The sequence below is a fragment of the Marinobacter sp. VGCF2001 genome, assembly GCF_049943275.1.
In the GTDB taxonomy this organism is placed as follows: Bacteria; Pseudomonadota; Gammaproteobacteria; order Pseudomonadales; family Oleiphilaceae; genus Marinobacter.
The window spans coordinates 1-23,331 of record NZ_JBNFVX010000001.1; the positions used below are offsets into that span (position 1 = coordinate 1).

The 23,331-nt window shown below is 53.8% G+C and carries 21 protein-coding genes; 6 read left to right on the plus strand and 15 right to left on the minus strand.

Translation table 11 applies throughout. The features are described from left to right. Positions 1–190: 190 nt before the first annotated feature. From ACP2AU_RS00005 to ACP2AU_RS00015, 3 genes are read right to left on the minus strand one after another with little or no spacing between them, the layout of a single operon-like run. Entirely contained in the window at positions 191–1,027 is an 837-nt protein-coding gene (locus ACP2AU_RS00005) for a phosphoadenosine phosphosulfate reductase family protein (RefSeq protein WP_426373715.1), read from the minus strand. Next, positions 1,014–4,412 carry an ATP-binding protein gene (locus ACP2AU_RS00010; RefSeq protein ID WP_426373716.1) on the minus strand — a complete coding sequence of 1,133 codons (3,399 nt, stop codon included), beginning with the start codon at positions 4,410–4,412 and terminating at the stop codon, positions 1,014–1,016. The genes ACP2AU_RS00005 and ACP2AU_RS00010 overlap by 14 nt, the downstream gene beginning before the upstream one ends. Further along, a complete protein-coding gene (locus ACP2AU_RS00015; protein WP_426373717.1) occupies positions 4,412–5,371 on the minus strand; it encodes a DUF4007 family protein in 960 nt (319 codons plus the stop codon). The genes ACP2AU_RS00010 and ACP2AU_RS00015 overlap by 1 nt, the downstream gene beginning before the upstream one ends. Between ACP2AU_RS00015 and ACP2AU_RS00020 the strand changes: the two genes are divergently transcribed. Beyond that, positions 5,318–6,643 carry a cysteine desulfurase family protein gene (locus ACP2AU_RS00020; protein ID WP_426373718.1) on the plus strand — a complete coding sequence of 442 codons (1,326 nt, stop codon included), beginning with the start codon at positions 5,318–5,320 and terminating at the stop codon, positions 6,641–6,643. The genes ACP2AU_RS00015 and ACP2AU_RS00020 overlap by 54 nt on opposite strands. A 4-nt stretch (positions 6,644–6,647) precedes the next feature. Here the strand turns inward: ACP2AU_RS00020 and ACP2AU_RS00025 are convergent, their stop codons facing one another. The 8 genes from ACP2AU_RS00025 to ACP2AU_RS00060 form a co-directional block, all read right to left on the minus strand. Beyond that, the gene (locus tag ACP2AU_RS00025; protein WP_426373719.1) at positions 6,648–7,211 is read right to left on the minus strand and encodes a hypothetical protein; all 564 of its coding nucleotides are present in this window, start codon (positions 7,209–7,211) and stop codon (positions 6,648–6,650) included. A gap of 91 nt (positions 7,212–7,302) precedes the next feature. After that, positions 7,303–8,268 (minus strand): WYL domain-containing protein, encoded by a 966-nt coding sequence (locus ACP2AU_RS00030; protein ID WP_426373720.1) that lies wholly within the window; start codon positions 8,266–8,268, stop codon positions 7,303–7,305. A gap of 7 nt (positions 8,269–8,275) precedes the next feature. Continuing rightward, entirely contained in the window at positions 8,276–9,196 is a 921-nt protein-coding gene (locus tag ACP2AU_RS00035; protein WP_426373721.1) for an ADP-ribosylglycohydrolase family protein, read from the minus strand. 98 nt (positions 9,197–9,294) lie between these two features. Then, the gene (locus ACP2AU_RS00040) at positions 9,295–10,530 is read right to left on the minus strand and encodes a DUF2201 family putative metallopeptidase (protein ID WP_426373722.1); all 1,236 of its coding nucleotides are present in this window, start codon (positions 10,528–10,530) and stop codon (positions 9,295–9,297) included. Continuing rightward, positions 10,527–11,675: an AAA family ATPase gene (locus ACP2AU_RS00045; protein ID WP_426373723.1), complete on the minus strand. Its 1,149-nt coding sequence runs from the start codon at positions 11,673–11,675 to the stop codon at positions 10,527–10,529. The genes ACP2AU_RS00040 and ACP2AU_RS00045 overlap by 4 nt, the downstream gene beginning before the upstream one ends. 1 nt (position 11,676) lies before the next feature. Next, complete coding sequence (locus ACP2AU_RS00050) at positions 11,677–13,479, minus strand: hypothetical protein (RefSeq protein WP_426373724.1); 1,803 nt, start codon at positions 13,477–13,479, stop codon at positions 11,677–11,679. Positions 13,480–13,558: 79 nt separating this feature from the next. Beyond that, the gene (locus tag ACP2AU_RS00055) at positions 13,559–15,202 is read right to left on the minus strand and encodes an AAA family ATPase (RefSeq protein WP_426373725.1); all 1,644 of its coding nucleotides are present in this window, start codon (positions 15,200–15,202) and stop codon (positions 13,559–13,561) included. Positions 15,203–15,270: 68 nt separating this feature from the next. Next, positions 15,271–16,158, minus strand: a complete 888-nt coding sequence (locus tag ACP2AU_RS00060; RefSeq protein WP_426373726.1) for a metallophosphoesterase — start codon at positions 16,156–16,158, stop codon at positions 15,271–15,273. Between the two features lie 132 nt (positions 16,159–16,290). Here ACP2AU_RS00060 and ACP2AU_RS00065 point away from each other — a divergent pair, with 132 nt between their 5' ends. After that, the gene (locus ACP2AU_RS00065) at positions 16,291–17,244 is read left to right on the plus strand and encodes an ADP-ribosylglycohydrolase family protein (RefSeq protein WP_426373727.1); all 954 of its coding nucleotides are present in this window, start codon (positions 16,291–16,293) and stop codon (positions 17,242–17,244) included. Positions 17,245–17,362: 118 nt separating this feature from the next. Continuing rightward, positions 17,363–17,617, plus strand: a complete 255-nt coding sequence (locus ACP2AU_RS00070; protein WP_426373728.1) for a hypothetical protein — start codon at positions 17,363–17,365, stop codon at positions 17,615–17,617. Positions 17,618–17,620: 3 nt separating this feature from the next. On the opposite strand, the gene ACP2AU_RS00075 is transcribed toward ACP2AU_RS00070, so the two are convergent. After that, on the minus strand, positions 17,621–18,118 hold the full coding sequence (locus ACP2AU_RS00075) for a metal-dependent hydrolase (RefSeq protein ID WP_426373729.1): 498 nt from the start codon (positions 18,116–18,118) through the stop codon (positions 17,621–17,623). Positions 18,119–18,248: 130 nt separating this feature from the next. On the opposite strand from ACP2AU_RS00075, the gene ACP2AU_RS00080 reads away from it, so the two are divergent. Next, a complete protein-coding gene (locus tag ACP2AU_RS00080) occupies positions 18,249–18,890 on the plus strand; it encodes an SOUL family heme-binding protein (protein WP_426373730.1) in 642 nt (213 codons plus the stop codon). Between the two features lie 64 nt (positions 18,891–18,954). Here ACP2AU_RS00080 and ACP2AU_RS00085 read toward each other — a convergent pair whose 3' ends face one another. Together ACP2AU_RS00085 and ACP2AU_RS00090 are read right to left on the minus strand one after the other, a co-directional pair. After that, positions 18,955–19,485 carry a CIA30 family protein gene (locus ACP2AU_RS00085; protein WP_426373731.1) on the minus strand — a complete coding sequence of 177 codons (531 nt, stop codon included), beginning with the start codon at positions 19,483–19,485 and terminating at the stop codon, positions 18,955–18,957. 44 nt (positions 19,486–19,529) lie between these two features. Further along, complete coding sequence (locus ACP2AU_RS00090) at positions 19,530–19,913, minus strand: PAS domain-containing protein (RefSeq protein WP_426373732.1); 384 nt, start codon at positions 19,911–19,913, stop codon at positions 19,530–19,532. Positions 19,914–20,201: 288 nt separating this feature from the next. On the opposite strand from ACP2AU_RS00090, the gene ACP2AU_RS00095 reads away from it, so the two are divergent. Next, positions 20,202–20,984, plus strand: coding sequence for a hypothetical protein (locus ACP2AU_RS00095; protein ID WP_426373733.1), 783 nt, complete (start codon positions 20,202–20,204; stop codon positions 20,982–20,984). Positions 20,985–21,081: 97 nt separating this feature from the next. After that, entirely contained in the window at positions 21,082–21,522 is a 441-nt protein-coding gene (locus ACP2AU_RS00100; protein WP_426373734.1) for a PAS domain-containing protein, read from the plus strand. A 40-nt stretch (positions 21,523–21,562) separates the two neighbouring features. Here ACP2AU_RS00100 and ACP2AU_RS00105 read toward each other — a convergent pair whose 3' ends face one another. Continuing rightward, entirely contained in the window at positions 21,563–23,290 is a 1,728-nt protein-coding gene (locus tag ACP2AU_RS00105) for a putative bifunctional diguanylate cyclase/phosphodiesterase (RefSeq protein ID WP_426373735.1), read from the minus strand. Positions 23,291–23,331: the final 41 nt, after the last annotated feature.

Below are 23,331 nucleotides of genomic sequence, written 5' to 3' on the forward strand. Positions count from 1 at the left end.
GACCGAACACGGCCATTGGAGGAGTACCCCCATCCAGGCTGCTGGAGGTAGCTTAACCTCTACTCAAAAGTGTGGTTAAAAATGGGGGGATTACAGCGTGACCCAAGAAACTCAAGGCTGCTATATTTTAGAAATTTTTCCAAGTAAGGCCCGATTGTCGGATTGGCATAAAAGAATTCCGGCCAGTAGCCTATTTGTGGCAAGCTACACAAAACTTTGGTTGGCCGTAAACGTCGTCGATGTCGATCAATTCGGCGTCTGGGCGCAAGGGGTTTTGTCTCTTTTTTTGCTTGATCTTCAAGAGGCGTCTTTCGTAATCATCCTTGATTTGACGAATGCGCTCAGGTTCTGTCAATTCGTCAAGTGACTCTCCTTGGCTCCAGGTAAAAGGCGAGCCGTTTTCAAGCGCATCTTTTTCGTAGGCTTTAGCTTCTTCAAAGGCTTCAGGATGGCGTTCTTTTAACCGAACCCATTCAATCTTCTGTTGGTAGAAGCAGAAAGTGCAACCACTCCGTGATCTCCACTCGTAATATTTTGGCCATCCTAACCCAGAGCTCTCCAAGATTTCAGCTACGCCTGGCTTGTCGATGCCATCATCTTTAAACGGAAGATGGATTTTAAGATTGTCCTGTTTGGCGTTGTACCCTTCACGATAGGGCTCGTCAGCTCGAATCGCCACATAGCTGTGTACTGTCATACCCTCCTCAAGGAACGGCTTAATCCAATCTTCGAAGGGCTTCAGCTTGAGTTGGCGCGTGCACCAGCGGGTTTGAGCTGACGGTAAGAAGTTGTTGTACTGTTTTAGCCAGTAATCGAAATCGCGATTTGGATTGAGCCTTAAAATTGGCTTTCCTAAGAAGCCTTCAAGTTTTCCAAGAAACTCGTAGACTTCCGGAAGCTCTTTGCCCGTATCAGTGAAAAAGTAGTCGATGTCTAGTTCCGGATAATTCTGGCGCATATATATTGCAAGTGCCGCGCTGTCTTTTCCGCCTGACAAGCCGAGCACGTGTTTCTCATGGTGTGACATCGGTTTCCTCCAAAAAGCTCAATTGTTCGGTGTCGGTCGCTAGGCTCATGTATTCGCTGCTCAACTCCGCAAGAGCTGCCAATATTACGGCTTTCTTATTCGTACTATCTGATTGGACTGATTCTTTCAGTCGTGAAACCAGTTCATCAACTTTCGGGCGATCGCTCTCCGTTATCTGGAAATCCGCCTCCATAGGCTTGGGTTGCCCGTCTCTGGAGATGATTATTGCCATCGCGTGACGCTTGTCTTTTCGGCCTTGGACTCGGGCATACGATTCCGTTCGCACAAATTTTTGCGCCAACGCTGCGGTTTCGATAAATGCTGAGTCTAGGTCCGCGTCGACCCAATCTCTGGGCGGTTTATTTGCCGCCAGGCTCCCGACACCCTCTATTGATGCGTTGGTGCCATCGAGCACCGCAATTCGGTTAGTAAAGGCATCTAGCCTGAAATCTCCAGACATTTGCTTGATGTTTTCGGCGCGGTCTCTGAGTTCAGTGAGGGCCTGTGGTGAATCGCTTGGAACCTGGAGCTCTGTCAAAAGCATGCTAGACATGCGTTCAAGCATTTTGGGATAGGCGTCAACGAGCTCTTTCATGGCCTCTCGTATGGTCGTTATGACCGCATTTGCTACCTCTTCCTTTTGGATGTCGGCGTTTTTCTCGTACACCCCGGGGAGGTCTGAGAACAGTAACTGGTTCGGGTCACTCGCATGCTTGAAGATTGTTCGAACCTTCATGGCCGTAGCGGATAGCCTTTGGGTACGTTTGGTCCAATTTGGTAGGCGGTCGAAGATTGCGACTAATCCGCGAGCAACGTCGATTGGTGCTAATTCTTTTAGTGGATTTTCCGTATCTAACTCACGTACAACTTCAGCCAAGCCGGAAAGAAGGCTTTTCGATAGGTGACTGAGGTCCATCCACCTAACTTGGATTGACGCCGGATCTTTGGCTAGGTAATCAACATCGAGATCAGTAAATAAGGGTTGAAAGATCCCTTCGCGGTAAAACGCGATGTTACTGCGTTGGGATAGGACAAACGCAACGGCTAAAACAGGCATTAAACCCCGTTTAAGACCGATCGGTTTGTCTTCCCAGATCTCGTAAAGCTCGTCGATACCAACAGAGCGATCTGAGTTGGATTCCAAGTGTTCAGCTGCTTTTCTCCATGCTGGTTGGAGTCGAGCGGTATCATCTTCCCAGCTTGGCTTGATAAAGTCGAAGCCTTGCGCTGTGGGGCCATAGAGTTTGGTGTGTTCTAGCAGTGATTCGAACAAGCCCCCTTCGGCCGGATATCCCCTAATACCCAATCGGCTCTCGCCAAGGTTGTTTGCCATAGCTTTGAGGAGCGCATTTTGTGCAGCAATGGCACTGCTAGACGGCTTTGTCCTATTGAGAAGTTCGTTTTTGATTCTCGGAGAATCCGGGTATAGGTGTTCTGCAACAGCAGACACCTTGTTGTTGAGGGCTCTGATGGTCATGCGCTTAAGTTCTTGCCCATTCTGAAACCAGACTGCGTTCAACATCGCTTGTTGAAGCTCTGCTTCTAGCTGGTTTTGTAAGGCAATGAGGCGACTGTTTACCTCTCGGTGGGCAACCAGATCACCCTGTATTTCCGTGTGCTCCTCACGTACTTTCTCTAAGGCTTTTAATTCTTTAGCAAGCTCGATGATGGTCCAGGCTTGCAAGGGAAACCCTACAATGACATTCAGGCCTTCTTTTACTGCTTTCTTTGAAGCTTCTTTACAGCGTGCACGAGCCGTTTGGCTATCTTCTCCCTCAGTGGGCAGCGCTAACAAGTAAAGGCCGATAGTCCCTTGGTGTGGGATAAATTGTGCGGCATTTGAAGTTGCCGCCGTTAGGGAGCCCAGCTGAACATCAAACCAACGCAGTGCACCAGTCTCAAAATAATGACGTTTCGCAAGAATGGGTTGCATTCCAGCCATGCGTTGCAGCGTTTCAAAATTTACGTCGCGAACTTCCTGCAAAGCCTGTTCAATGGCTGACTCGATATCAAAGTCGCTACCGGCATAGACGGCATAAGAAGACATATGCTTTCGGTAAATGACAAAGGACCAGCGTCTGAGGTCCTCCAGAGCGGCATCAACCTCTTCTTTGGTAGCTCGAACCGTCGTATATAGGAGCTCCTGGCCGGGATAAAGTCCGGAGCGTTCACGAAAAAGATCGAGCACTGCAATCGTTTTGAGAAGCTGAATATGAACGGTGCTGCCTCCGTTCGCTTCACAGCGGTCAAGTGCTTCAGCCGCCATTGCCCAGCGATGACCGTCAGGTGATGCAATGATGGATGGCTCTAGATTCACTCTCAGGTAATCCCACAGGCGACTGGGGCTGTAGGTTTCCTCGCCATCTGACATTCTGAGAAAGTCCTGGAAACCGTTCGGTTCTGCGGAATTAAGAAAACCGAACAGACTCCGTTGGTTCTGCCCAAATCGCCGGCGGGAAATAGGGCCGAGTAGGGCGGCAACCACTGGATGCAACGGCCAGGTGCTTTCGAGTAGAGGCGCGAGGTTTTCGCTTACTCCCGGCTTATGGGACCGTATTGTGTCCGCAGTGACCGAGGACTGGTGACTGACAATGCTCGAGTCATGTTCTGAGTGAATCGCCCGCGCAAGCAGGTCAATCTGTTCTTCCCCAGCAGTATTGACGGCGAGGTCTACGAAGCGGCCTTGAATCTTTGACCACTCATCACGAGCATCACGAGAAAGTCGGTTGGCGTATTCTTCAAAAGCCTGATGAAGGATGCCGATGACCACGAGTTTTCCGTTTGAGCGAGAGGCGATCTCCGCTAGCTGCTGGAAGAGATAGAGATCAGAGCCATCGCGTGCAGCGGCTTCAAGGAACTTGCCCATTTCATCAATAAACAAAATGAGGCCGGCCTTTCCGGGGATGTTGTTCGCTGCATTCACCAATGTTTGAACGATGTTAGTATCGGTCCAGCCTTCGTCGGGCTCTATATATGCCAGCCCGTTATGTATCAGTGCGTCGCCAATGACCTTCCGAGCCGATGCTCGTTGTCCGACGACCGGGATGGTGGTCCAGCCTTGTTTTCCAGGCGGTAGGGCGTTCCAGACATTCTCGGCGGTAGACTCGCCGACCGCGCGTTTAGCCTGATCGCGTTGAGCTTTGCTTTTCGCTGTGAGCGCGCTCAGGGCAATGACGAGGCTGGATTTACCGCTGCCATAGGGGCCCGTCCAGGTGAATGCCGCCTGGCCACTCTCGGTAATATGGTTGGCCATAGTTGAGAGCACGGCCGCAGACGATTCAGGGCAAATGAACCCGGTTAGAGCATCTGGGTTTTGTAAGTCGGTGTCGATCCGAATGGAGCGCTGAAAACGCCTCTCAACGTAAACACTATCTGATAGCGGCATTAGGCAACCTTTCCTTCGTATTCGCCTTGGTAGTCGATGTCGATTAATTGAAGTGCATCTTGGTCTGCTATTTTTTCAGATCGAACCAGTTGCTTTAGACCCGCTGTTTCAGACCATTTCAACTTGCCATTCGTCGACATTTCTATGCGTGTTAATCGGTCAGTGAGGTCATCTTCGCTTAGCTGAAAGACCTTGCCAGGTGATCCAGGTTGATGTGCCAGAGCTTCGAGAGAAATCGTGTTAGCAGTAGAAAAACTGTTCCAAAAACTAATTACAGCATATGCGAACACTCCGTCACCCAATGTCGCTTTAGGGCCCCGGACGACGCGAAACCCATCTTTCTTTCCAATTGCCTTGAGAAGGCTTAGCTCAGTGAGGGGAGACTCCATCGTATCTTCATGGGTTTGCTTCCCTGTTGCCGGCTTAGCTGCATAAGTGCGGACAAAACACTCGACATCACGCTTGATGGTCGATTTTGACATCCTTGACCAAGCTTGCTCAGTGCCCAACTTCTCTAATGCCTGAACGATGTTATCTCGTTCAAAGCTATCGGTCGGGAAGTGGCTAAATACCCAAAACCATGTCGTCAACTTCTTGTTGGACGCGAGTTTCCAGTGCAACAACCAAGGGGTAGAGGGGTATTCCATAAATGGGTCTAACCCATTGTCATCAAATATTTTTTTTCCGATTTCGCTTACTTCTGCTTGATTGCCTTTATTCCCGGGCTTGATTACGTCGCATTGCGTTGCCCAATGACGAATGGAGGCGACCATATTCTTGCCCACGCCGAACCGTGCGATCGCACCTTCATCATTGAAGACGGAATGGTCGTTTCTGCTCTCTTGAGATTCTTTAACTGCGTCGTATGCCTTCTTTAGCCATCCGTAGCGCATTGGGAAGGTTTCGTGGCCGGAGAACTGTGGTTGGTAACCTGTTTTAAAAAGCGGACTATTAAACATTTTTTCCCCTGGATCATTGCTCCAGTATCGACAATAATGATTGGAATGCGTAAGGTCAATGGAATATTGGACTGGAGAGAACTTCCAGTTGAATTTTTGGTCAGCGAGGGTGGAATGCGCGTTTCTGACTCGATTTATCTTGATTATCAGGCATCTACGCCCACAGATGTCCGTGTGCTTGAGGCGATGCTGCCGCATTTTACTGATTCCTTTGGAAACCCGCACTCGTCTAGTCACATTTTAGGGTGGAAGTCCTCAGATTCGATCGAATCTGCTCGCTATGAAGTTGCTTCTCTTGTTGGGGCGCTTCCGGAAGAAATCGTCTTTACTTCCGGTGCCACCGAAGCGAACAACCAGGCGATTTTCGGCGTGCTCGCTGGGAATGAAACCGATAGAAAGACTATTCTGATTAGTGCAATTGAGCATAAGTGTGTAAAAGAGGCAGCGTATTTCTTCGCACGCCAATATGGGAACAAAGTCAAGGAAGTGCCTGTACTTGAGTCTGGTCAGATAGACCGGGCGGCATTCAGTGCCATGCTGGCCGATGATGTTTTGTTAATCAGCGTTATGGCTGTGAATAACGAAATAGGTACAGTCCAAGACATCGCATGGATAGCTGAACAGGCGCAGCGTGTGGGCGCTATTTTCCACTGCGACGCGGCTCAGGCCCCTGAAGCAATAGATTTGGACGTAGTTGAGCTTGGAATAGACTTGCTAAGCTTGTCGGCCCACAAGATCTATGGCCCGAAGGGAGTCGGGGCCCTATTCATAGACCCCTCCTTGCAGAATAATTTTCCGCCTCTTGTTCATGGGGGCGGTCAGCAGAATGGCTTGCGCTCTGGGACTCTCCCAACTCCTTTATGTGTTGGTTTCGGCGTTGCCGCTTCGATCATTAGGAAGGAGGGTGCTCAAAATAGGCATAGGCTTAAAGAATTATCATCTGGTTTGTTGGAGAATCTTCGTAAAGCGAATGTGGGATTTTCGATCAATGGCGATGCCATCGATCGTCATCCAGGGAACCTAAATCTTGAATTCCCGGGCATTGATGCCGAATCCTTGATCAACAGGCTTCAGCCATCGATTTGTGCTTCGACTGGCTCTGCTTGTAATAGTGGAATTATTCAGTCGTCGTACGTTTTGAAATCAATAGGTTTGTCAGAGGAGCGCGCTTCATCTTCGGTTCGTATGAGTGTCGGGCGATTTTCAGATGAGGAGCAAATTGCTGAAGCAGCGAAGAAAATTGCAGAAGCAATATCGAGTATCTCCGTATAAAACTCTAGATCGGCGACGTTTCTAGCTTGGCGAAATCCCGGTCGACATAGGTGCGGGGGATGCGCCGTCCGGTTCTTTCCGACTCCTTCATCACTGTGACCTGCCTGCAAGGTGCTGAGCTGTAACTGACATGGATCGGTCTGTCGGGCCCGTAAAAGTAGAGTCTATCGAAGGCAAGATTTCGCAGAATCCATTGGCTTACCTCGAACATATTTCCATTTTCAAGAATGAAGTCCACGGCTGCTCCGTCTCGTTCGCATATCCGGTTGCCTAGTCGGTTCACCTCGAATGAGGCATGTTGGTCCAGCTTTGGCGCAATTCTGCCAGGTATCTTGGCGCCCAGAGCGGAAGAGCAGAGGCCAAAGGTGAGTTCCACCATACCGAATCGCTCGACTATGGGGTCGATCATATAAGTGGCTAGGTCACGCAAAGCGTTGAACGTTTCGGCCTGTTGCGGTTGATTGGGGGTGCCGAGGTTTCGTTGGGTTTCTCCGCATTCAATGAAATCTCGGAAGGTGAAATATTTACCGCATGGAGTATCTAGGGCAGGGTTAGTTCTGGTTGTCATTTGGTATTCAATGTCCGTATTGGGTGGAAGAGCGAAAACAGCATTAACTTTTCGCTCTGAGATCGATTGGCTTGACGAAAGCCAGCGAGATTTAGACTAGCCACTTCGGCTCGATAATCTCCAGTTCTCCGCCATTACGTCTTGCAAGCCAACGTTTCAGCTGTGGGCTGTTCTCAATAAAAGTGGTCACCACATAGAGGCCGGGGTTAGCCGAATCCTCCTCCAAACTTTGGTCGCGCCCAATAGGTCGGTTGAACAAGGCTTCGGCGAGTGGCCGGTTCACGCGGATTACTAACCTGAGGCTGTCCTCCATTCCGAGCGCAAAAGATTGCGCGAGATCCGGCTCAAGCGAACTGTCATCAAAACTCAGACGAGCTTCGGCCTTGGTGATTCTGTGCAGGGGTAAGAGCTGAATACTCTCGTCCATATTCGGTGCGCCGGGGTATTCCGCCAATAGGTAGAGTATTTCTTCCTGTAGCAGCAGTCGAAGGGGGAGGAGACCTTCGAGCCTGGTTTCCCCGTCCAGTGTTGCGATGGTTAGGTCGAGCGCATCCGAGCTGGCGAGGGCTTCTTCAATAGTGTTTTGCACATACCCGTCAATGGGCGGAGACTCCGGCCGCATTGGGTCCGGGAGGTATTGGATGAGCTGCATCCATTGTTGCGCTCTTTTGTCGGTCTCTGCCGTCGTTGTGGCTTGTTGCCAGAGAGAGTCCAGACGCTTTACCACGCTGCGCGGTAGGCGATTGTAGGCCTGCTGTTTGAGCATGGTGAGTGCTAGCGCCGCATCGTTGTCGTTCAGCAGGGTTTCCGGCAGCAGGCCTTTCAGGGATGTGAGGTGCCAGTAATTGGTTCGGCCGTTGGTACCCTGTTTGCTCTCTTTGTGGACAGACATAGGGAACACTTCCAGCAGGTTTTCCAAGTCGCGCTCTATGGTGCGCTTGGAGGAAGCGTGGTCCCTTTCTTTTAGCTCTCTGTGAATATCCCCGGTAGATTTGGCCAGGCCTGGGCGGGGCAGCAACTTCAGGATTTCGATTTGCCGTCTCAGCTGATCGCTCATGGGATATTCAGCCTTCCGGGTTGGCGGTTGTATCGGGGGGCAGTTCAATCAGACGCTGGGCCAACTGTTCTATGCGGTCTTTTTCCACCAGCACATTCAGCCAGTCTGCCGGAATGGCGCTGAGCCCGTAATGGCACCCGGCCAGCTGCCCGGTGATCGCCGCGACAGTATCGCAATCATCTCCAAGATTCGCGGCGGCGAGAAGCGCAGCTTCAAGCGAGTCTGTTGTACCGAAACACCAAAGGGCTGCTTCCAAAGTATCGACCACATAACTTTTGGCTTTGATCAGCGCATCGGCCTTTTGGAGGTAATCCCCCTGGGCCAGTGTCGTGATTTTTTTGCTCTTCCAGGATTCGTCTTTTCCAGCTTCGAGGGCTTGGTTCTTGGGTTCTCCACGCAGCAGATGATGAATAATCATAGCCAGTAACTCACTGGCCTCCAGACACTCTTCGGCACCGTGGGTGGTCCTGGTGGATTCTCTTGCCCAAAGGCGGATAAGTTCCAGGTCCGGATGCGCGGCGAGCACTGCTGGAAGCAGGCGCATCAAGCCACCGTTTCCGGCTGCCAACGGGTGCGTGGATCCCGCGAAGGGTTCATCGGTGTGTTTGAACTTTTTAAGGGCTGCCCCAAGGGTATTGCCTGGCGCCAAAGCCAGTTCACTGGGCCAGCCTTCCTGGCGGTCGTAAAAGCCCTCGTAGCGGCGCATTTGATCGGCCGCATCAAAACCGTTCCTGGCAACCAGGCTCTCTCCCAGGCACAACGCTAACCCCGTGTCGTCCGACCACTGGCCCACAGGCAAGTATCTTCGGGTGCTGTTCATGTCTTTGATGTCAGCGCTGCCACGGGGGCTGAATTCCACGCCGTTGGCCAGTGCATCACCGCATGCCAGCGCCAGCAAGCCGCCGATGGCGCGTTCGTTGAGAGTCATGGAGTATCCGGTTGCCTGTGTGATTGGAAACGTTGTTAAGTTCGCCAGTTTACGGATATCCGCCCATGTCGGCTAGCAACGCCAGGTTGCGAGCTTCTCTAAGCCGCATGGTCATTCAGATGAATGACGTCGCCCCAATTCGTCGGGCTGCGGCCATCACTGGGCAACACCCACAGCGTCGGGTAGGCCGGCGGCGTTTCCGGGGCTTGCGCGCATCCGTCGGTCAGAAAGATCAGTGCTTGCGGCGACTGTTCGCTGCACGCCTCAAAGACGGGCCGAAAATCGGTTCCGCCACCACCGGTGATTTCCATTTTGTTCAGTCGATACAAATCCTGTTCCGTGAGGACCTCGTCACTTTGTACTCTTGTGTCAAAGACGATCAAACGGAGGCTCACCCGGTTGAAGGACGACAGGATGCCTTTGAGCTCGGCCAGAAAAACCGGAACATCATTCATACAGCTCCCGGAGTTGTCCAAGGCCACCGTGAGTTCCAACAAGCTTCCTTTTCGACTGGGGAGGTATAGCGCCCGGTGAATGTGCCGGCGTGAGGGCGGTAACCATTGCCTGTCCCCGCCTTGCTGTTTTTGCAGGAAGCGGGCAAGTAGTTGCTGCCAGGGAACCTGAGGTTCGCGGATACGATCGACGATCCGGCGCAGGTATCCCGGAAGGTTGCCGGGCAAGCGGTCCCGCTGCTGCGCCACGGCAATCAGACGTTGACGCCAAGACTCAGCCAATGACTGTTCGTCTTGGGCAGTTCCCGGCGTTTCCGGATGGAAGTCCGGATCCATTACCAGCTCTCCGGAATGTTCATTCAGGGCAGCATCGAGGTCATGGGTATCCAGAACCGTTTGCCCCCGCCTCGGTTGCTCTATCCCGTGGGTTAGGCGGGCGTAGATTTCTTCCGCGGACAGTTCCCGAAAGCGCTTGTCCCAGAGTGCGTCGGTCGGGCAGTGGCCGAGCTCGGCACTGAGGATGTGGTTTACCTCGTAATCGCAGGCCTGGTTCCAAAGTTTTGCATCCCGGCCCAGTTGGCGCCGGAAGTGGCCCATGGCGCAATGCCAGACTTCGTGGGCGATGATAAAGCGACGGTCCGCCTCGCTGCGCTTGGCCATAAACCGGGCGTTGAAGAAGATGTTTTTACCATCGGTTCCCGCGGTGGGCAGGCGGCTGTCGACCACGGGAATCAGGTTCAGCTGCATGGCCAACATGGCGGTAAAGGGCTGGGCCGTCATCATCAGCGCACGATCCTGTTCGCACACTTTGCGCATGGTCTTTTTGAGCGCCTGGTCCTCCTTTGACGGCAGCGTGGTGATGTTCTCTCTCAGCGCACTCATGCTACTTTTTCAACCTTTTGGCTAAGGGCTTTCTCCATGTGCTGGTTGAAGACCTTGCCATGGGTTTTGCTCCAGGCCTCGAAGGCTGGATGGCAAAATACATCCATTGCCCGCTGCTCTTGTTTTGAATCGCCTTCAGCGGCGGTGGCATCCAACAGCGCCAGGGTGGCGAAATCGGATGTCAGTTCACCGCTGATTGCGAAGAAGCGCTCCAGGCGCTCCTGCAGACGATTCTCGGGGCCTTTCCATAGGTGATGGGCCAGGCTGCTGCAGAAAGCAAAACGCTGATCAGCGCGCTCTGGAATGCTGACAGGACACTCCCCCCGTAACATGGCGGGTACGTCCGGCAATTCCTTGCTCCAGCGGCGGAATGCCAGGAACTCGGTCGCTGCTGCGCTGCCAACCAGCCCCTGCATCATCAGGCTCAGCGTATCCTCATTCAGGCTGTCGCCCGCGTGTTCGAGAATGCTGGCGACACGGGTCCAACTACGTGGGCTCGGCCATCCCTGTTCGATGTTTCCGTTCATGTTAAAAAAGCATTCAGGCCGGAAACGGACGAACCCGATGACGTCCGGGTGCAGCTGTTTGGCCGCGGCCCATTGGCACCAGCTGTCCAGATCCGCCTCGACATCCAGATGGCAGAAACGGTTGGCCAGGGCGCTGGAAAACGTCTGCGCAACGGCGCGGTCCTCGGCGCGGTTGCCGGCCGCGACCACGAGCCAGCCATCGGGAAGGCTGTAAAGGTTGCCCAGGCGGCGATCGAGAATCAGCTCGTAAGCAGCAACCTGCAAAGATCTGTCTGCGGCGGTGATTTCGTCGAAAAGGATAATGCCGCGGCTCTCCGGATCGCGAGGCCATTCGCCGGAGATCAGCCAGTTCACGGAATCCCCATCCGGAACCGGCAGGCCGCGAAGATCGACCGGTTCCCGCTGTGACAGCCGGATATCAATGAACCCGACACCGGCTTTTTCGCATACGTCACGGATGATGGAACTTTTGCCAACGCCGGGCGGCCCCCAGAGCATCACTGGCGGCAGTTGGTGGGCCATGTCCGGTTGTTCACCCAGCAGCTGCAATTGATGCTGAAGAATGCCGTAGATCTGGCCGGGTGTGGCGTAGCGGGTGGTGTGGTTACGTTCGCTCATATCAGGCTTCTCCTTGGAATAGTGGGTAGTTGGTGTCGGTCTCGATCGCCTCATCTTCTTCGTCCTCACGAGTGCAGGGCGCCAGGGCGATTTGCATCAGCTGTTGCCGGTATTCGCTGACCTTGTCGTCCTGTCTGAAGAACGGAAGACGTCCGATTCGGGCCGCGATCCAGCCATCCGGTTTTCGGGCAAGGCTCATTAATTGACCCCGAAACAACCCCGGGCTCAGATGGACGATCGGCGGAACGGATTTCACCAGCGTCTCCAGTGGCAGAATGTCGCATAGGAAGCTGATCACGGTGCGTTGGTCCTCCTGGGAGGCTCGCGAGCCGATCAGCAGTCGGACAACCCGCAAGGTTGGGTCTTTTTGCTGGCTTCGGTTGCTGTTCAGAAGAAAGTCTTCGTCGCGGCTGACGTATTCCTTCATGCAGCGAATGGCCAGACGGAATAATGCATTGTCCCGGTGATCATTAGCCGCCATGCGAAGAAGCGTTTCGAGCGCGACGTCGTCACTGCAAGTCAGGGCGATAATGTCGCCGTAGTCTGCCGCGGCGCGCACGGTCGACTGGCAGTGGTGCCAGATGGCAAGGTCTGCTTCCCAGCCCTGAGGTGCCAGGTCTTCCGGGAATTTCCAGTGCCAGTAGAGGTCTGCTTTGGTTACGGCGGCTTCGTTGAACGGGCGCTTCGCTCCCTTGTTTTTGCCGCGGTTGTTACGGTGCCTGGCCGCCAGTTCCCGACGCGTCTGCCAGACAAGTTCGGGGGCAACGCCCAGCTCACAGAGCTCTTTGATTTTCTGGAGGCTCAGCACTACCTGCTCCCGCTCATGGGCGTTAGCCAAGATAGTGAGTATTCCGGCAAGCTGAGCACCCTCGCCATTTTTGAAGCGATCCATACACGTGTTCAGTGAGGATTCGTCAAAGAAGAACCGCGCTTTGGCCATCAATGGTGTGGGGAGAGCGCCAAAACACTGCACATCCATACCGAGCGCGAGGTTAACCTTTGCTAAGGCATTGCAGTGATGCAGCGTGAGGCTGGTTCCGTTCTGAAAGTTCAGAGTCTCCAGCGTTTTGCTGTGGATGCGCGCATGTTGCCAGTTGTCTGCAATGGTTAGCTCCCCAGTGGACTGCTTTTGATAGAGCACGAATCGATTACCGACACCGGCGAGTCGCTTTAGTGAGGGCGCATCGTAGACATCCAACGTCAGTCCGTGGCCCGAACTATTGGCTGTGCGCAGGTTCGGTACCTGCTGCAGCATCACCTTTCCGGAGGTGTTGATTTGAACGTGTCGTAGCCCCGCAGTGTTGGCTATAAGCCAGTCGTTATTCGCTTCCAGAGTCAGCTGATCACTGGTAGCAGGCATGTTCCCGGTAATAATCACCAGTCCCTGGCCCGCCGGCTCTGCTATGCCCATGTCAGGCGTACAGAAAACAAGCCGGCTCCAATGTTGCCTTTGTGGAGACGCCTCGAAACGTGTCTGAACGTTTTCCCATGCGCCATCAAATTCGCTGATAGCACCGGCGATGACAAAGGGCTCGGGTTGCTTTTCAGAGTGGAAGTGCACGATTGCGCCCGGATGCCCGGAGGGCAGTGCAACCTGGGAAAGTCTCGGAAGATTGCTCAGCACCAGATGCGGGCGTTTGAGGGATTTCAATCGTTTGAGATGGATGGTCTCCAGGTTAGGCGCATCCAGAATGTCCAGCGCAAATACATCGGGTTCATCGATTTCCAGGACGGCGCCCGGGAAGTTGGCGATGCTGGCACCGCCTGCGGTATCTCTGGTGATGTAGTTTTGATAGCTGGTCATTCAATCCCCCTTGGTTGCCAACGTGAAACCAGTATGGGGGATTGGTGCGACAATCTATGACGCTACGGGATTGCCTCGTTTAATTTTCCTTTTTAGCGAACGTCTGTAGCCCAACAGTTGCGCGGGTTGCGCCGACATACCAGAGATCCTCTCGGGAGGCGAAATCGCCACTGTCCATATCGACCAAAAAGACGAACGGCGATTGAAGACCCTTGTAACTGCTGATGGTGCTGACCACGAAGTCTTCCTCCGGAAATTGCTGTTGCATTGAACGGATACCGCCGCTCTTTTCCGGGCGATAGGGACTTAGGATGGCCAGTTGTTCGGCTTTGACGCCGCGCTCTTTGAGCGCAAGCCAAGCAGTCTGAAGGTGCTCGGTTTGTTCCTCGATCTTCTTCCAGGTATGTTCACGGACCCGTTCATTGGCTGCAGGCAGGTGGGGCGCTGGTAGGCTCGCGTAGTCAAACCGGTTGTTCAGCCACTGGGCGATTTCGAGTGAGTTTCGGCAGTTGTGTATGAGTTGGAAGGGGTAGGGCAGCATACCGCTGAACACATCGCTGGGTATCTCGAAATCCCGCCCGTAAAGGTTTTGTGACGGATCGGCAAATAAGACGACTTGTGCTTCCGGCCTAAGTACAGAATCCAGGGCCATCCACCAGAGAGGATGAAAATCTTGAGCTTCATCGACCAGCAGCGCATCGAAAGTTTGGTTAAGTGATGCAGCGGCGTCAGACAGAAGTGTTGGAACGGTCTCCTCGTAGAAGGCAGGTTTCTCCTCAGCCGCTTCAGGCGGATTCCACGGTAACCCAGCCTGCTCGATTAGCTCCTTGGCAAAATCATGAAAGCTGGAGGCGTTGATGCTGCCTTCCAACTTCGCGTCGGCGCCTTCCAGGGCATCGTGAATATGAGTTGCCAATGCCCGGTTAAAGCAGAGTGCCAGCACCTGCTTTCCTTGGGCTGCCAAATCGCGTGCTTTCTGTCGTGCCAGCAGTGTCTTGCCGGTGCCCGCGCCGCCGGTAATCGTCAGGCGGGGGACAAAACGCAATAATTCCAGAGCCCAAACCTGTTGGTTCGTAAGTTGAACCAGGCTTGATTCGATGTGGTCTACCTGGGCTTCAATGGCAGGCGCTAGGTGAAACGTCGGATTCAGTACTTTGTCCCGAACAAAGGTTGCATCGGCCTTGCTGATCGGCAATTTGTCTTGATGCGGCCAGCGCTTGAAGAGCTTGATAAGTGCTTCTTTGTCGAGATCTCGCAGATTCTCATGGTCGATAATGTCCTCCCGAACGACCCCGAGAGGGAGAACCATATCCTTCGCAACAGTGTCCGGGAAAACCAGGTTGCGACCGATCGGAAGCATTAGTCCATCTCGAACTGTTCGCTTGATTCGCAGAAGAATATCGCCGATAGCGTTGTCCGACTGCTTTACCGGATCTTTAATAGGATGGAGTCCGGATTTATTCTGGGAAAACCATTGGCAATTTCTGTAAGAGATTCCTCCACCTTTGGCCTCCCAAACCAATATGCCATGGGCCGGATGAAAAAGGATGAAATCAGCCTCGCTGCGAAAACTCCCCGCCTTTTTTTCTCGAACCAATGGCACGCTGAAGTAGACCTCAAGGCCAGGGAATTCAAGTTCGTTCAGGTGTCGGAGAACCCGGCGTTCGCTGCTTGGAAGGGCGTCTTGTTCTATTGATTCAAATTGAGGGATCAGCTTAGCCAAAACAAAATCCTTTTAAGTTTGCTCTGGCAAACCAGACTAGCAGAGCCTGGCCCTCGCTCGAATATTCTTTAGGTAACAAAGTGTTTGCGAGCAAGAGGCTGGCCCGTGGTGTGGCGATAGGCAATGAGCTTTCCACCATAGGCCGCGGAATAGTCGACACCCGCTACATTAACGCCGAGCGTATCTGGCTCTCCTGTCATTGCATAGTGACCAAAAAACACCGGCGCGCTATCTGGTTTGGGGCCCTGAATCTGGACCGGCACAACGCCGCTTTCTATCGGGTTGATCGCAGCCCGATCTTCGGGCCACCACTGGATCCGGAAGCGTTTGCTGCGGAATCCGGAATTGTGGGCGAGGCTGGAAGGAAACTGGTGGGCGCAACCCGCAATCATCCGGTCAATGGCCAAATAGACATTAGAATAGGTATCGCGGTAGCCGGCTAGGCCCCGATCGTTCAGGCAGGTGACTTCCGCCTTTTTCAGCGTGGCCAGTGCCTCCTCATCCCAGCAGGCGTGGACCACTCGAAGGTCCGGCTGATCGATGTAAACGGGCTGGTTTCGAAGCCATGCAAAGATGTTGATCAATCGCTCCGGTTCATACTTGAACGCTTCCGTGAGCTGGCGGCGGCTGTGGTGTTTTTCTGTGGCATCCATAAAGGCCAGAACATCCCCGGTAGAGTCTGCTGCATCCTCGATCCAATTCAGTTCGTGATTGCCCACGACCATCATTGCGGAATCGGCCTCGACCATGGCTTTAACGGTTTCCAGAACTGCCGCCGCATTCGGACCTTTATCGATGAGATCACCCACGAAAACCGCTTTATGGCCGGGTTTCGTCCAAACCTGATCCTGTTTTGTGTAGCCGAGCTTCCGCAAAAGGGCGGTTAGCTTGTCCTGATGCCCGTGAACATCGCCAATGATGTCGTAAGTGGTGGCTGGTGCTTGGTAATTCGTCATAGGCATCTCCTCAATGTTGATCCCAGTATGAATGTTTGTTCCGTCAGCCCGTGTCGCAATAACAAAATTTCTGATGCGACACGGACCGACGCGATGGCTGGTTATTCTGTTTGCATCGAACAGGAGATGCTTATGACGAATACAAAGAATTTCAGCGCAGGTGCATTACTGGGCCTGGCAGTCGGTGATGCTTTGGGAACCACCGTGGAGTTTCGGCGGCGTGACAGTTTTGAGCTACACACGGAAATGACAGGCGGCGGTGCTTTCAATGTAAAGCCGGGAGAGTGGACAGACGATACCGCCATGGCCCTTTGTCTTGCTCAAAGCTTGATCGATTGTGACGGTTTTGATTCCAAGGATCAGCTTAGCCGATACGTTCGCTGGATGAACGATGGCTATATGGCGTGCCAGGAAAAATGCATCGATATCGGCAACACCACGCGAGATGCACTGCGCCGGTTTTCGCGGACTCAGGTCAGTTATGCGGGCACCGATAACCCGTTTGCCAGCGGTAACGGCGGCATTATGCGGCTGGCCCCGGCCGTGATTGCAGCGGGCGATCGGGAAACGGCGCTGGAATATGCAATCAATAGTAGCCGAACCACCCACAGCAGTGCGGACTGTCTGGATGCCGCAGAGCTGATGGGAGCAGTGTTATGGCAGCTGCGTGAGGGCGCAGACCTAAAAGAACTTTTGGAAAACCTGCCGGATACCGGGGAGCGTGCGATGGCCATAGGGCGAATCAAGCGCGGATTTTTCCGGTATTTCAACCGCGACGAAATATCTTCCAGTGGTTATGTCATCGACACGTTGGAGGCAGCGCTTTGGAGCGTTTACCACGCGGAGTGCTTTGAGGATGCGCTGATAACGGCGGTGAATCTGGGGGATGATGCGGATACTGTGGGTGCGGTTACCGGGCAGATTGCAGGGGCGGCTTGGGGGGTGGAAGCCATTCCGCAGCGATGGTTGGAGTCTTTGGCTTGGAAGGTGAATATCCTGGAATTGGCGGAGTGGGCTTCCACCAATAAATCTGTTTGCTGGGCAAAGGCTAGGGATTCCATCACTGTGGCAAGCCCCCGATCTTAGTAAGATCCGGGAGCTGAGCTATCGTTTCGATCTGATTCTTGTTTCCGCCGTGTGGATGCATATCTCGCCATCGGATCGTGAACGTGCTTTTCGAATTTTGGCGCCCGGTGGAATGCTGGTGATTACGCTTCGGCATGGGCCAGGCGATGGCGAACGCGTTTTCTACGATGTCAGTAGGGAAGAGCTGGAGAGTTTTGCCAAGCGCCGGGCACTGATCCCGCTTCCGGTGCCGGTCGGGCGCAAGAAGGATGAGCTCGAGAGGACTGAGGTCTCCTGGGAGGCTCTGGCTTTCCGATTGGCCGACGCCCCCTCTGGCAGGCTGGTTGGGCGTATGACTCAGATCAGTGTGGTGATGTCTTCTTCAGGGACTTAAAGGTCAATACTTCGGCCGCCGCCAAAACTGAACCCCAAAATAAACAACCCCACCAATAACCCCGCTATACAAACAAAGCTGATGCAACGCCTCGATTGAGATCACCCCCTGAATCGCATTGTCAGTCGTAATGGGGAAAAACGGCTCCACATCCGCGTGCATGATGCTGTCCAGCAGAACATGGCTGAAGGTTCCAATGAACGCGGAGACGAACGCCACCCGCCAGCCAATCACTACTGTCCAATCACGATTCAGCCCAAAGACATAAAGCCCGATTTCTGAGAGGTACTTGCCGGATAAAGCGGACAGTATGGCCAGCAGTATCGCGCCCGGGTAGGTGTGGGAAAAGCCATGCAGGTGCCCATCGCCGGTTATCATCACGAATAGCGGCTGAAGGTCCATCACGATTTGAGTCCAGCCGAAGACCATCAGGCTGAAACTTCCTTGCAGCAGGGCTTTTACGGCAATGCCGGGTCCCATATGGATCGGTGTAAAGGGCATAGAATTATTGTTACATACTGGTCAGCACAACGTATATCCCAAGCCGGGACGTTCGAGTATGTGGCATAGTGACTTCATACTCAGGCCAGTGACTCGGATAAAATAGCTGAATTATCGGAAGGGAAACATCATGTTTAAGCGGCAGGCAGCGCTAGTTATCGCACTGTGCTCAATGTTCATATCGGCAACCACCATGGCGACAGAAGAAGCGGAATACGCACTCCTCCTGAAGGAAGACAACCTGGAAGTACGTCTTTACGAGCCGCATATTGTTGCAGAAACCGTCGTGGACAAAGAATTTGAAGACGCGGGCAGTGAAGCGTTTGGCCGCTTGTTTAAATACATTTCCGGCAATAACCAGGCCCAGCAGGAAATCGCCATGACCGCGCCCGTTGGCCAGGTGGCTGAGGGTCAGGAAATAGAGAGCGAGGAAATCGACATGACGGCACCGGTAGGCCAGACGCAGGTCGATGGTAAATGGGTGGTCAGTTTTATGATGCCGGGATCATTTACCATGCAGACCACTCCGAAACCCATGGACGACAGGATCACTATACGCCAGGTGCCCGAGCGGACGATGGCAGCCATCGAGTACTCCGGGTTTTGGAGCGAATCGGGCTATCAAAAGAACAAGTCGAAGTTGGAAGAATGGATCAACGAAAAGGGATTCATTATCCAGGGCGAGCCAGTCTGGGCGAGGTATAACGCACCGTTCATCCCCTGGTTTTTGAGACGAAATGAAGTGTTGATCCCAATAAACGATTTGCAGTGATAGCGCGTATCAGGCTACCTCAGGGAGGAAACGCGGCCTTGTTCGGTTCGCAGGGCGAGTTTAGTCATTGCATCAATCCCCAATCCTGAATCTTCAGTCGAAATTCACCAGCCTGCCGCCCGGAAACGAAAAGGCTCACGGAAGCCAGATGCGCAAGGTTCAGTGGCTCCGCATCTGTCACTGTCTTGCCGCGCCAGGTGGGTGTGAAATCACTGAATGGCAGACGTATGAGGCTCCAGTCTTTCGTATCGGGTGTGAATGTATGCTGGTACACGATGCTGCGACGGCTGGTGCTGTTCCGAAGGCCGATCTTGTAGGTTTTGCCGTCTCCCAGGGCAAGAAGCTCGATACCCGTGTAATTGGATGCATCAAACGCTTCCGGCAGGTCCGCTTTGACGGAGGCAAAGCCGCCGCCGTTATCCAAGCGCACCGTGCCGTGAAAGAGGCCGCTTCCCTCTTTAGAGTGGGTCAGCCGTCCGTCCGATTGTCCGCCCATCACCTGGTCACCGAGCGAGCTCCATTCCAATCGCTCGTCTCGAGAATCGAACGAAACCAGGGCGGGGTTACCGCTGCTGTTACCGTGCGTGACTTTCATTGGCTTTCTTTCGGTCGCTCTCTGCTCGGGCGCTTTTACAAGCCTTAACCGATAGCTCTCTGGACTGCCACATAATGGGTGACTTCGTCGCCATCCATCACCGGTGCGATTTTCCATTCAATGACAAAAGAGGACCCGTCCTTGCGATAATTAATGGTGTCGCCATGAAAGGTCCGATTGTTCTTCAGATCATCAGACAGCCGCTCTTTTACGCCTCTCTCGGTTCTGGGCCCCTGAAGCAATCCTGGCGTTTTTCCGATTACTTCATCCGCAGAATAGCCGGTTAGGTTGCTGAAGGCCTGATTTACATAGATGATCACAGAGTTTGTATGATCGGAAGTCGCTTTAGTCACCATGACCGATTCGAAAGCCAGGTCGGCGACGGTTTGAAACAGTGGAGATTGGAGAATGTCTTCAGAACTGTTCATACATATCCCTCTGCGTTAACAATGGTTTTGTTTGTATCATCACCACTGACTTACGAACCGCATCTGCCACTGTATCAGTTCGGGAGCAAACCGGACTTCCCCCGATACGCATGACACGGCACGTCGGGTAAGACCTTAGCCAGCGCAGGTTAAGTTAGTCGCGTTTGAAGGCGAACAGTGTTTGCTCCAAGAATGGTGAGGGGGCAGGTACGATATCCTTACTAACGCTTTATGAGTGATTTTGCTTCCCAGCCCATAAGCAATTCCAGGAATAACAGTGGTGCGCCTTTGAACGACTATCTCGAAAAAATCCTGCGTGGCCAAGCCATTAACTTTGAAGCTTTCCTGAAGAAACTTCCGGAATCGTTTTGTCGCAGGCACAGGGAATTGTTTGCGGCAGAGAAGGTAAAAAACAACCGTTGGCTGGTCACCATCCTGGATGAGCGCGCTTTCGCTGAACTGCAGGATGTGGCGCAAGTTCCGGTAAGCCGGGTAGACGCCGCGAAAAAGGGTAACTCCCACCGCCATGGCACCGAGGTCAGTTTTCTTCTGGTTTACCATCAAGGGCTGGCGTCCAGCCGGCCGGATGTAGCCGTTATCGGGTCGGATTCCGCCGATGTGGGGTTTCAGCGGGCCCGGTCGGTGCTGGTGGTGGAGAACGAACGTAATTTCTTCCAGTATGCGCAGATGCTCGATTTTGCCGGTGAAGCACTGGGAATGCATTTGCGGCTGATGAATTGCGACGTGGTGTTGGGCGGTGGCAACCGGGTTACCCGGGGCGCGGTTCTTGGCTGGTTAAAGGGCTACGAGAACGTGTTCTGCGTATTCGATTATGATGCAGGTGGTCTGAAAATGTTCTCGACGATCGCAGCCTCGCTCGGTGACAAAGCCACTTTTGTTCAGCCGCGCGACTGGCAGCCATGGCTGGCCCGGTTCTGCAAAGTGCCAGACAGCACCGAGCGGTTTACCAGGGCGGTCTCGCTAGCCGAAGGGCTGGGTTTTGTGGCCCTGGCCGGGGCGTTTCGGTCGACCGGCAAGTTTATGGAGCAGGAGGTGATTCTGGATGAGTGACCTCCGGCGGACAGGCCGTTTTCCATCGGCCCAATCCACTGGCCAAGGCTCGTTTGATCGGGTTGTGATCCACTGCTTTCATCCACGGGAGTTCTGAATGGCATTCATGCGTAAAACCAAACAGGAGCTGGCGGCGGCTCTTGAAAAACTTGACCAGGCCGAGGCGAGAATCCGGGACCTGGAGGCCGATGTGCAGGCACTCGACCGGGTGGCGGGGATGATAGTTTTGTCGCCGGACGGGCTGATCGAGCGGGTTAATGACATAGCCTTGGAAGCTTTGGGATACCAACGGGATGAATTGGTGGGGAACCATCATCGGGTTTTCTGCAGTGCCGACTATTCCCGCAGCGAGGAGTACATCCGGTTCTGGCGGGAACTGGCCATCGGGCGCGCACAACAGGGGACGTTTGAAGCAGTTACTGCCAGCGGAGCGTCCCTCCAGCTGGATGCGCGTTATTCGCCGGTAATGAATGACAAGGGGCTTTCCAGACGGGTGATAGCGCTGATTACCAGCTTCAGAGACACGGCCCTGGCTTGAAGGACGGGCCGCAAGTGAGCGCGGCCCGTGGGCCTTCGGGTCAGGTTGGTCGGTGGCGCTGTGAGCCCTTCGGCATCTTCGCAATCTGTTCAGCGGGCATGGGCCTGGCGTACAGGAAGCCCTGCGCGTAATCGCAGCCCAGGTCTGTTACCAGCGCCGCCTGTTCTTCGGTTTCCACCCCTTCCACCAGTACGCTCATACCGAGGCTATGTCCCACGGTAACCATGGCCGTCATGATGGCCATGTCACTCTCGTTCTCCATGGCGAATTCCAGAAAGCTTCGGTCGATTTTGAGGCTGCACACGGGCAGTTTGCGCAGGTACACCAGTGATGAGTAGCCGGTGCCGAAATCGTCGATGGAAATATGCAGTCCGGCCTCTTTCAGGCATTCCAGTTGCCGGGCGTTGCCGTTTTCACTATCGAATACCTCGTTCTCTGTCAGCTCCAGGCCCAGCTGTTGCGGGGTCAGATCATAGCGCTGGAGAGTCTCCAGAATCTGTTGCGCGAGATGGGGGTTGGTGAGCTGACGCCCGGAGAGATTGATGTCTACCCGCAGATGTTCCATGGGCGTGGTTTGCCAGGCGTGAAGCTGTTTGCAGGCGCTCTCTATCACCCAGTCGCCAATGCGGTGAATCAGCCCGGACTTTTCCGCAACGGGTATAAAAACGGCGGGCGAAATCATGTGCCCCTGAGGATCGAAGCAACGCAGAAGGGCTTCACAGGATGTGAATTCGCCTGTTGCCAGGTCGATTTGTGGTTGGAAATACAGCTGAAGCCGGTCGTCTGCCACGGCTTGCTGAAGCAGTGTGGTTATCTGTTGGTGATGGATCAGCCGGTCGTTTATGTCAGGCGTATAGAAGCATATACGGCTCTTCCCGTTGTCTTTGGCCTGGTACATGGCGGCATCCGCGTTACGCATCAACTCCTGTACCGTGGTGCCGTTGCCTGGGTAGAGGCTGACGCCGAAACTGGCAGAAACCTGGTAGTAGTCATTGTCCAGGCGAACTTTCTGCTCCAGTGCTGCAATCAGGCGGTAAAGCAGGGCAGCAATGCCCTCGGGCCCGTCGAAATCGAAAAGCAGAAGAACAAACTCATCGCCGCCAAAGCGGCTGAGCAGGTCGCTCGTGCGCAGCTCCTTTTTGAGTGTTTCTGCGACCGCTTTCAGCAGGGTGTCACCATGATGATGGCCCATGGTGTCGTTAATCAGTTTGAAGTTGTCGATATCCACAAAGACAACGGCGATTTCCCGGTGCGAGCGCTGGGCCTCTGCCAGTCGTGCGGTCAATTCCGTTTCCATCAGACGACGGTTCGGCAGGCCGGTGAGGTCGTCAAAACACGCTCTTCGATAAAGCTCGTCCCGAGCCTGTTTCTGTTCTTCCAGGCTGATATCGATGCAGAACATCTCGCACTCGCCGGTGTCCTGCTTAAGCATGACATGGCTCGAGTAGACCGGTACCAGGTGTCCTGCTTTGTGTTTTAGTTCCAGTTCATCTGCGGGAATGCTGATGCCATTCACCAGCCAGTTTTCGTGGGCATCAATTACGGCGTTCCGCATGGATTCGGGGATAATCAGGTCTTCAAGGAGCTTGCCCTCGGCCTCTTCACGGGTGTACCCGTAGATTCGGGTACTGGCGTCATTCCAGTAGATCACGCGCCGGTTACGATCGTAGCCCTGAACGGCGACCATCGGCAGGCTTTCGATCAGCTCATGGAATCTGGCCTCACTCTGCTCTGAAACGCTGGGGGTATCTGGGCTCTTCCTCTCCATTTACGATCAGACTCCTTGCGATGGCCGAATACACTGCGAAT

Excerpts from the sequence above, each read along its gene's own strand:
- ACP2AU_RS00080 (WP_426373730.1), top strand. The coding sequence starts at position 18,249 with ATGTTTAAGCGGCAGGCAGCGCTAGTTATCGCACTGTGCTCAATGTTC.
- ACP2AU_RS00010 (WP_426373716.1), bottom strand. The coding sequence starts at position 4,412 with ATGCCGCTATCAGATAGTGTTTACGTTGAGAGGCGTTTTCAGCGCTCC.
- ACP2AU_RS00050 (WP_426373724.1), bottom strand. The coding sequence starts at position 13,479 with ATGACCAGCTATCAAAACTACATCACCAGAGATACCGCAGGCGGTGCC.
- ACP2AU_RS00015 (WP_426373717.1), bottom strand. The coding sequence starts at position 5,371 with ATGTTTAATAGTCCGCTTTTTAAAACAGGTTACCAACCACAGTTCTCC.
- ACP2AU_RS00030 (WP_426373720.1), bottom strand. The coding sequence starts at position 8,268 with ATGAGCGATCAGCTGAGACGGCAAATCGAAATCCTGAAGTTGCTGCCC.
- ACP2AU_RS00075 (WP_426373729.1), bottom strand. The coding sequence starts at position 18,118 with ATGCCCTTTACACCGATCCATATGGGACCCGGCATTGCCGTAAAAGCC.
- ACP2AU_RS00090 (WP_426373732.1), bottom strand. The coding sequence starts at position 19,913 with ATGAACAGTTCTGAAGACATTCTCCAATCTCCACTGTTTCAAACCGTC.
- ACP2AU_RS00025 (WP_426373719.1), bottom strand. The coding sequence starts at position 7,211 with ATGACAACCAGAACTAACCCTGCCCTAGATACTCCATGCGGTAAATAT.
- ACP2AU_RS00060 (WP_426373726.1), bottom strand. The coding sequence starts at position 16,158 with ATGACGAATTACCAAGCACCAGCCACCACTTACGACATCATTGGCGAT.
- ACP2AU_RS00105 (WP_426373735.1), bottom strand. The coding sequence starts at position 23,290 with ATGGAGAGGAAGAGCCCAGATACCCCCAGCGTTTCAGAGCAGAGTGAG.
- ACP2AU_RS00100 (WP_426373734.1), top strand. The coding sequence starts at position 21,082 with ATGGCATTCATGCGTAAAACCAAACAGGAGCTGGCGGCGGCTCTTGAA.
- ACP2AU_RS00045 (WP_426373723.1), bottom strand. The coding sequence starts at position 11,675 with ATGAGCGAACGTAACCACACCACCCGCTACGCCACACCCGGCCAGATC.
- ACP2AU_RS00005 (WP_426373715.1), bottom strand. The coding sequence starts at position 1,027 with ATGTCACACCATGAGAAACACGTGCTCGGCTTGTCAGGCGGAAAAGAC.
- ACP2AU_RS00040 (WP_426373722.1), bottom strand. The coding sequence starts at position 10,530 with ATGAGTGCGCTGAGAGAGAACATCACCACGCTGCCGTCAAAGGAGGAC.
- ACP2AU_RS00065 (WP_426373727.1), top strand. The coding sequence starts at position 16,291 with ATGACGAATACAAAGAATTTCAGCGCAGGTGCATTACTGGGCCTGGCA.
- ACP2AU_RS00035 (WP_426373721.1), bottom strand. The coding sequence starts at position 9,196 with ATGACTCTCAACGAACGCGCCATCGGCGGCTTGCTGGCGCTGGCATGC.
- ACP2AU_RS00085 (WP_426373731.1), bottom strand. The coding sequence starts at position 19,485 with ATGAAAGTCACGCACGGTAACAGCAGCGGTAACCCCGCCCTGGTTTCG.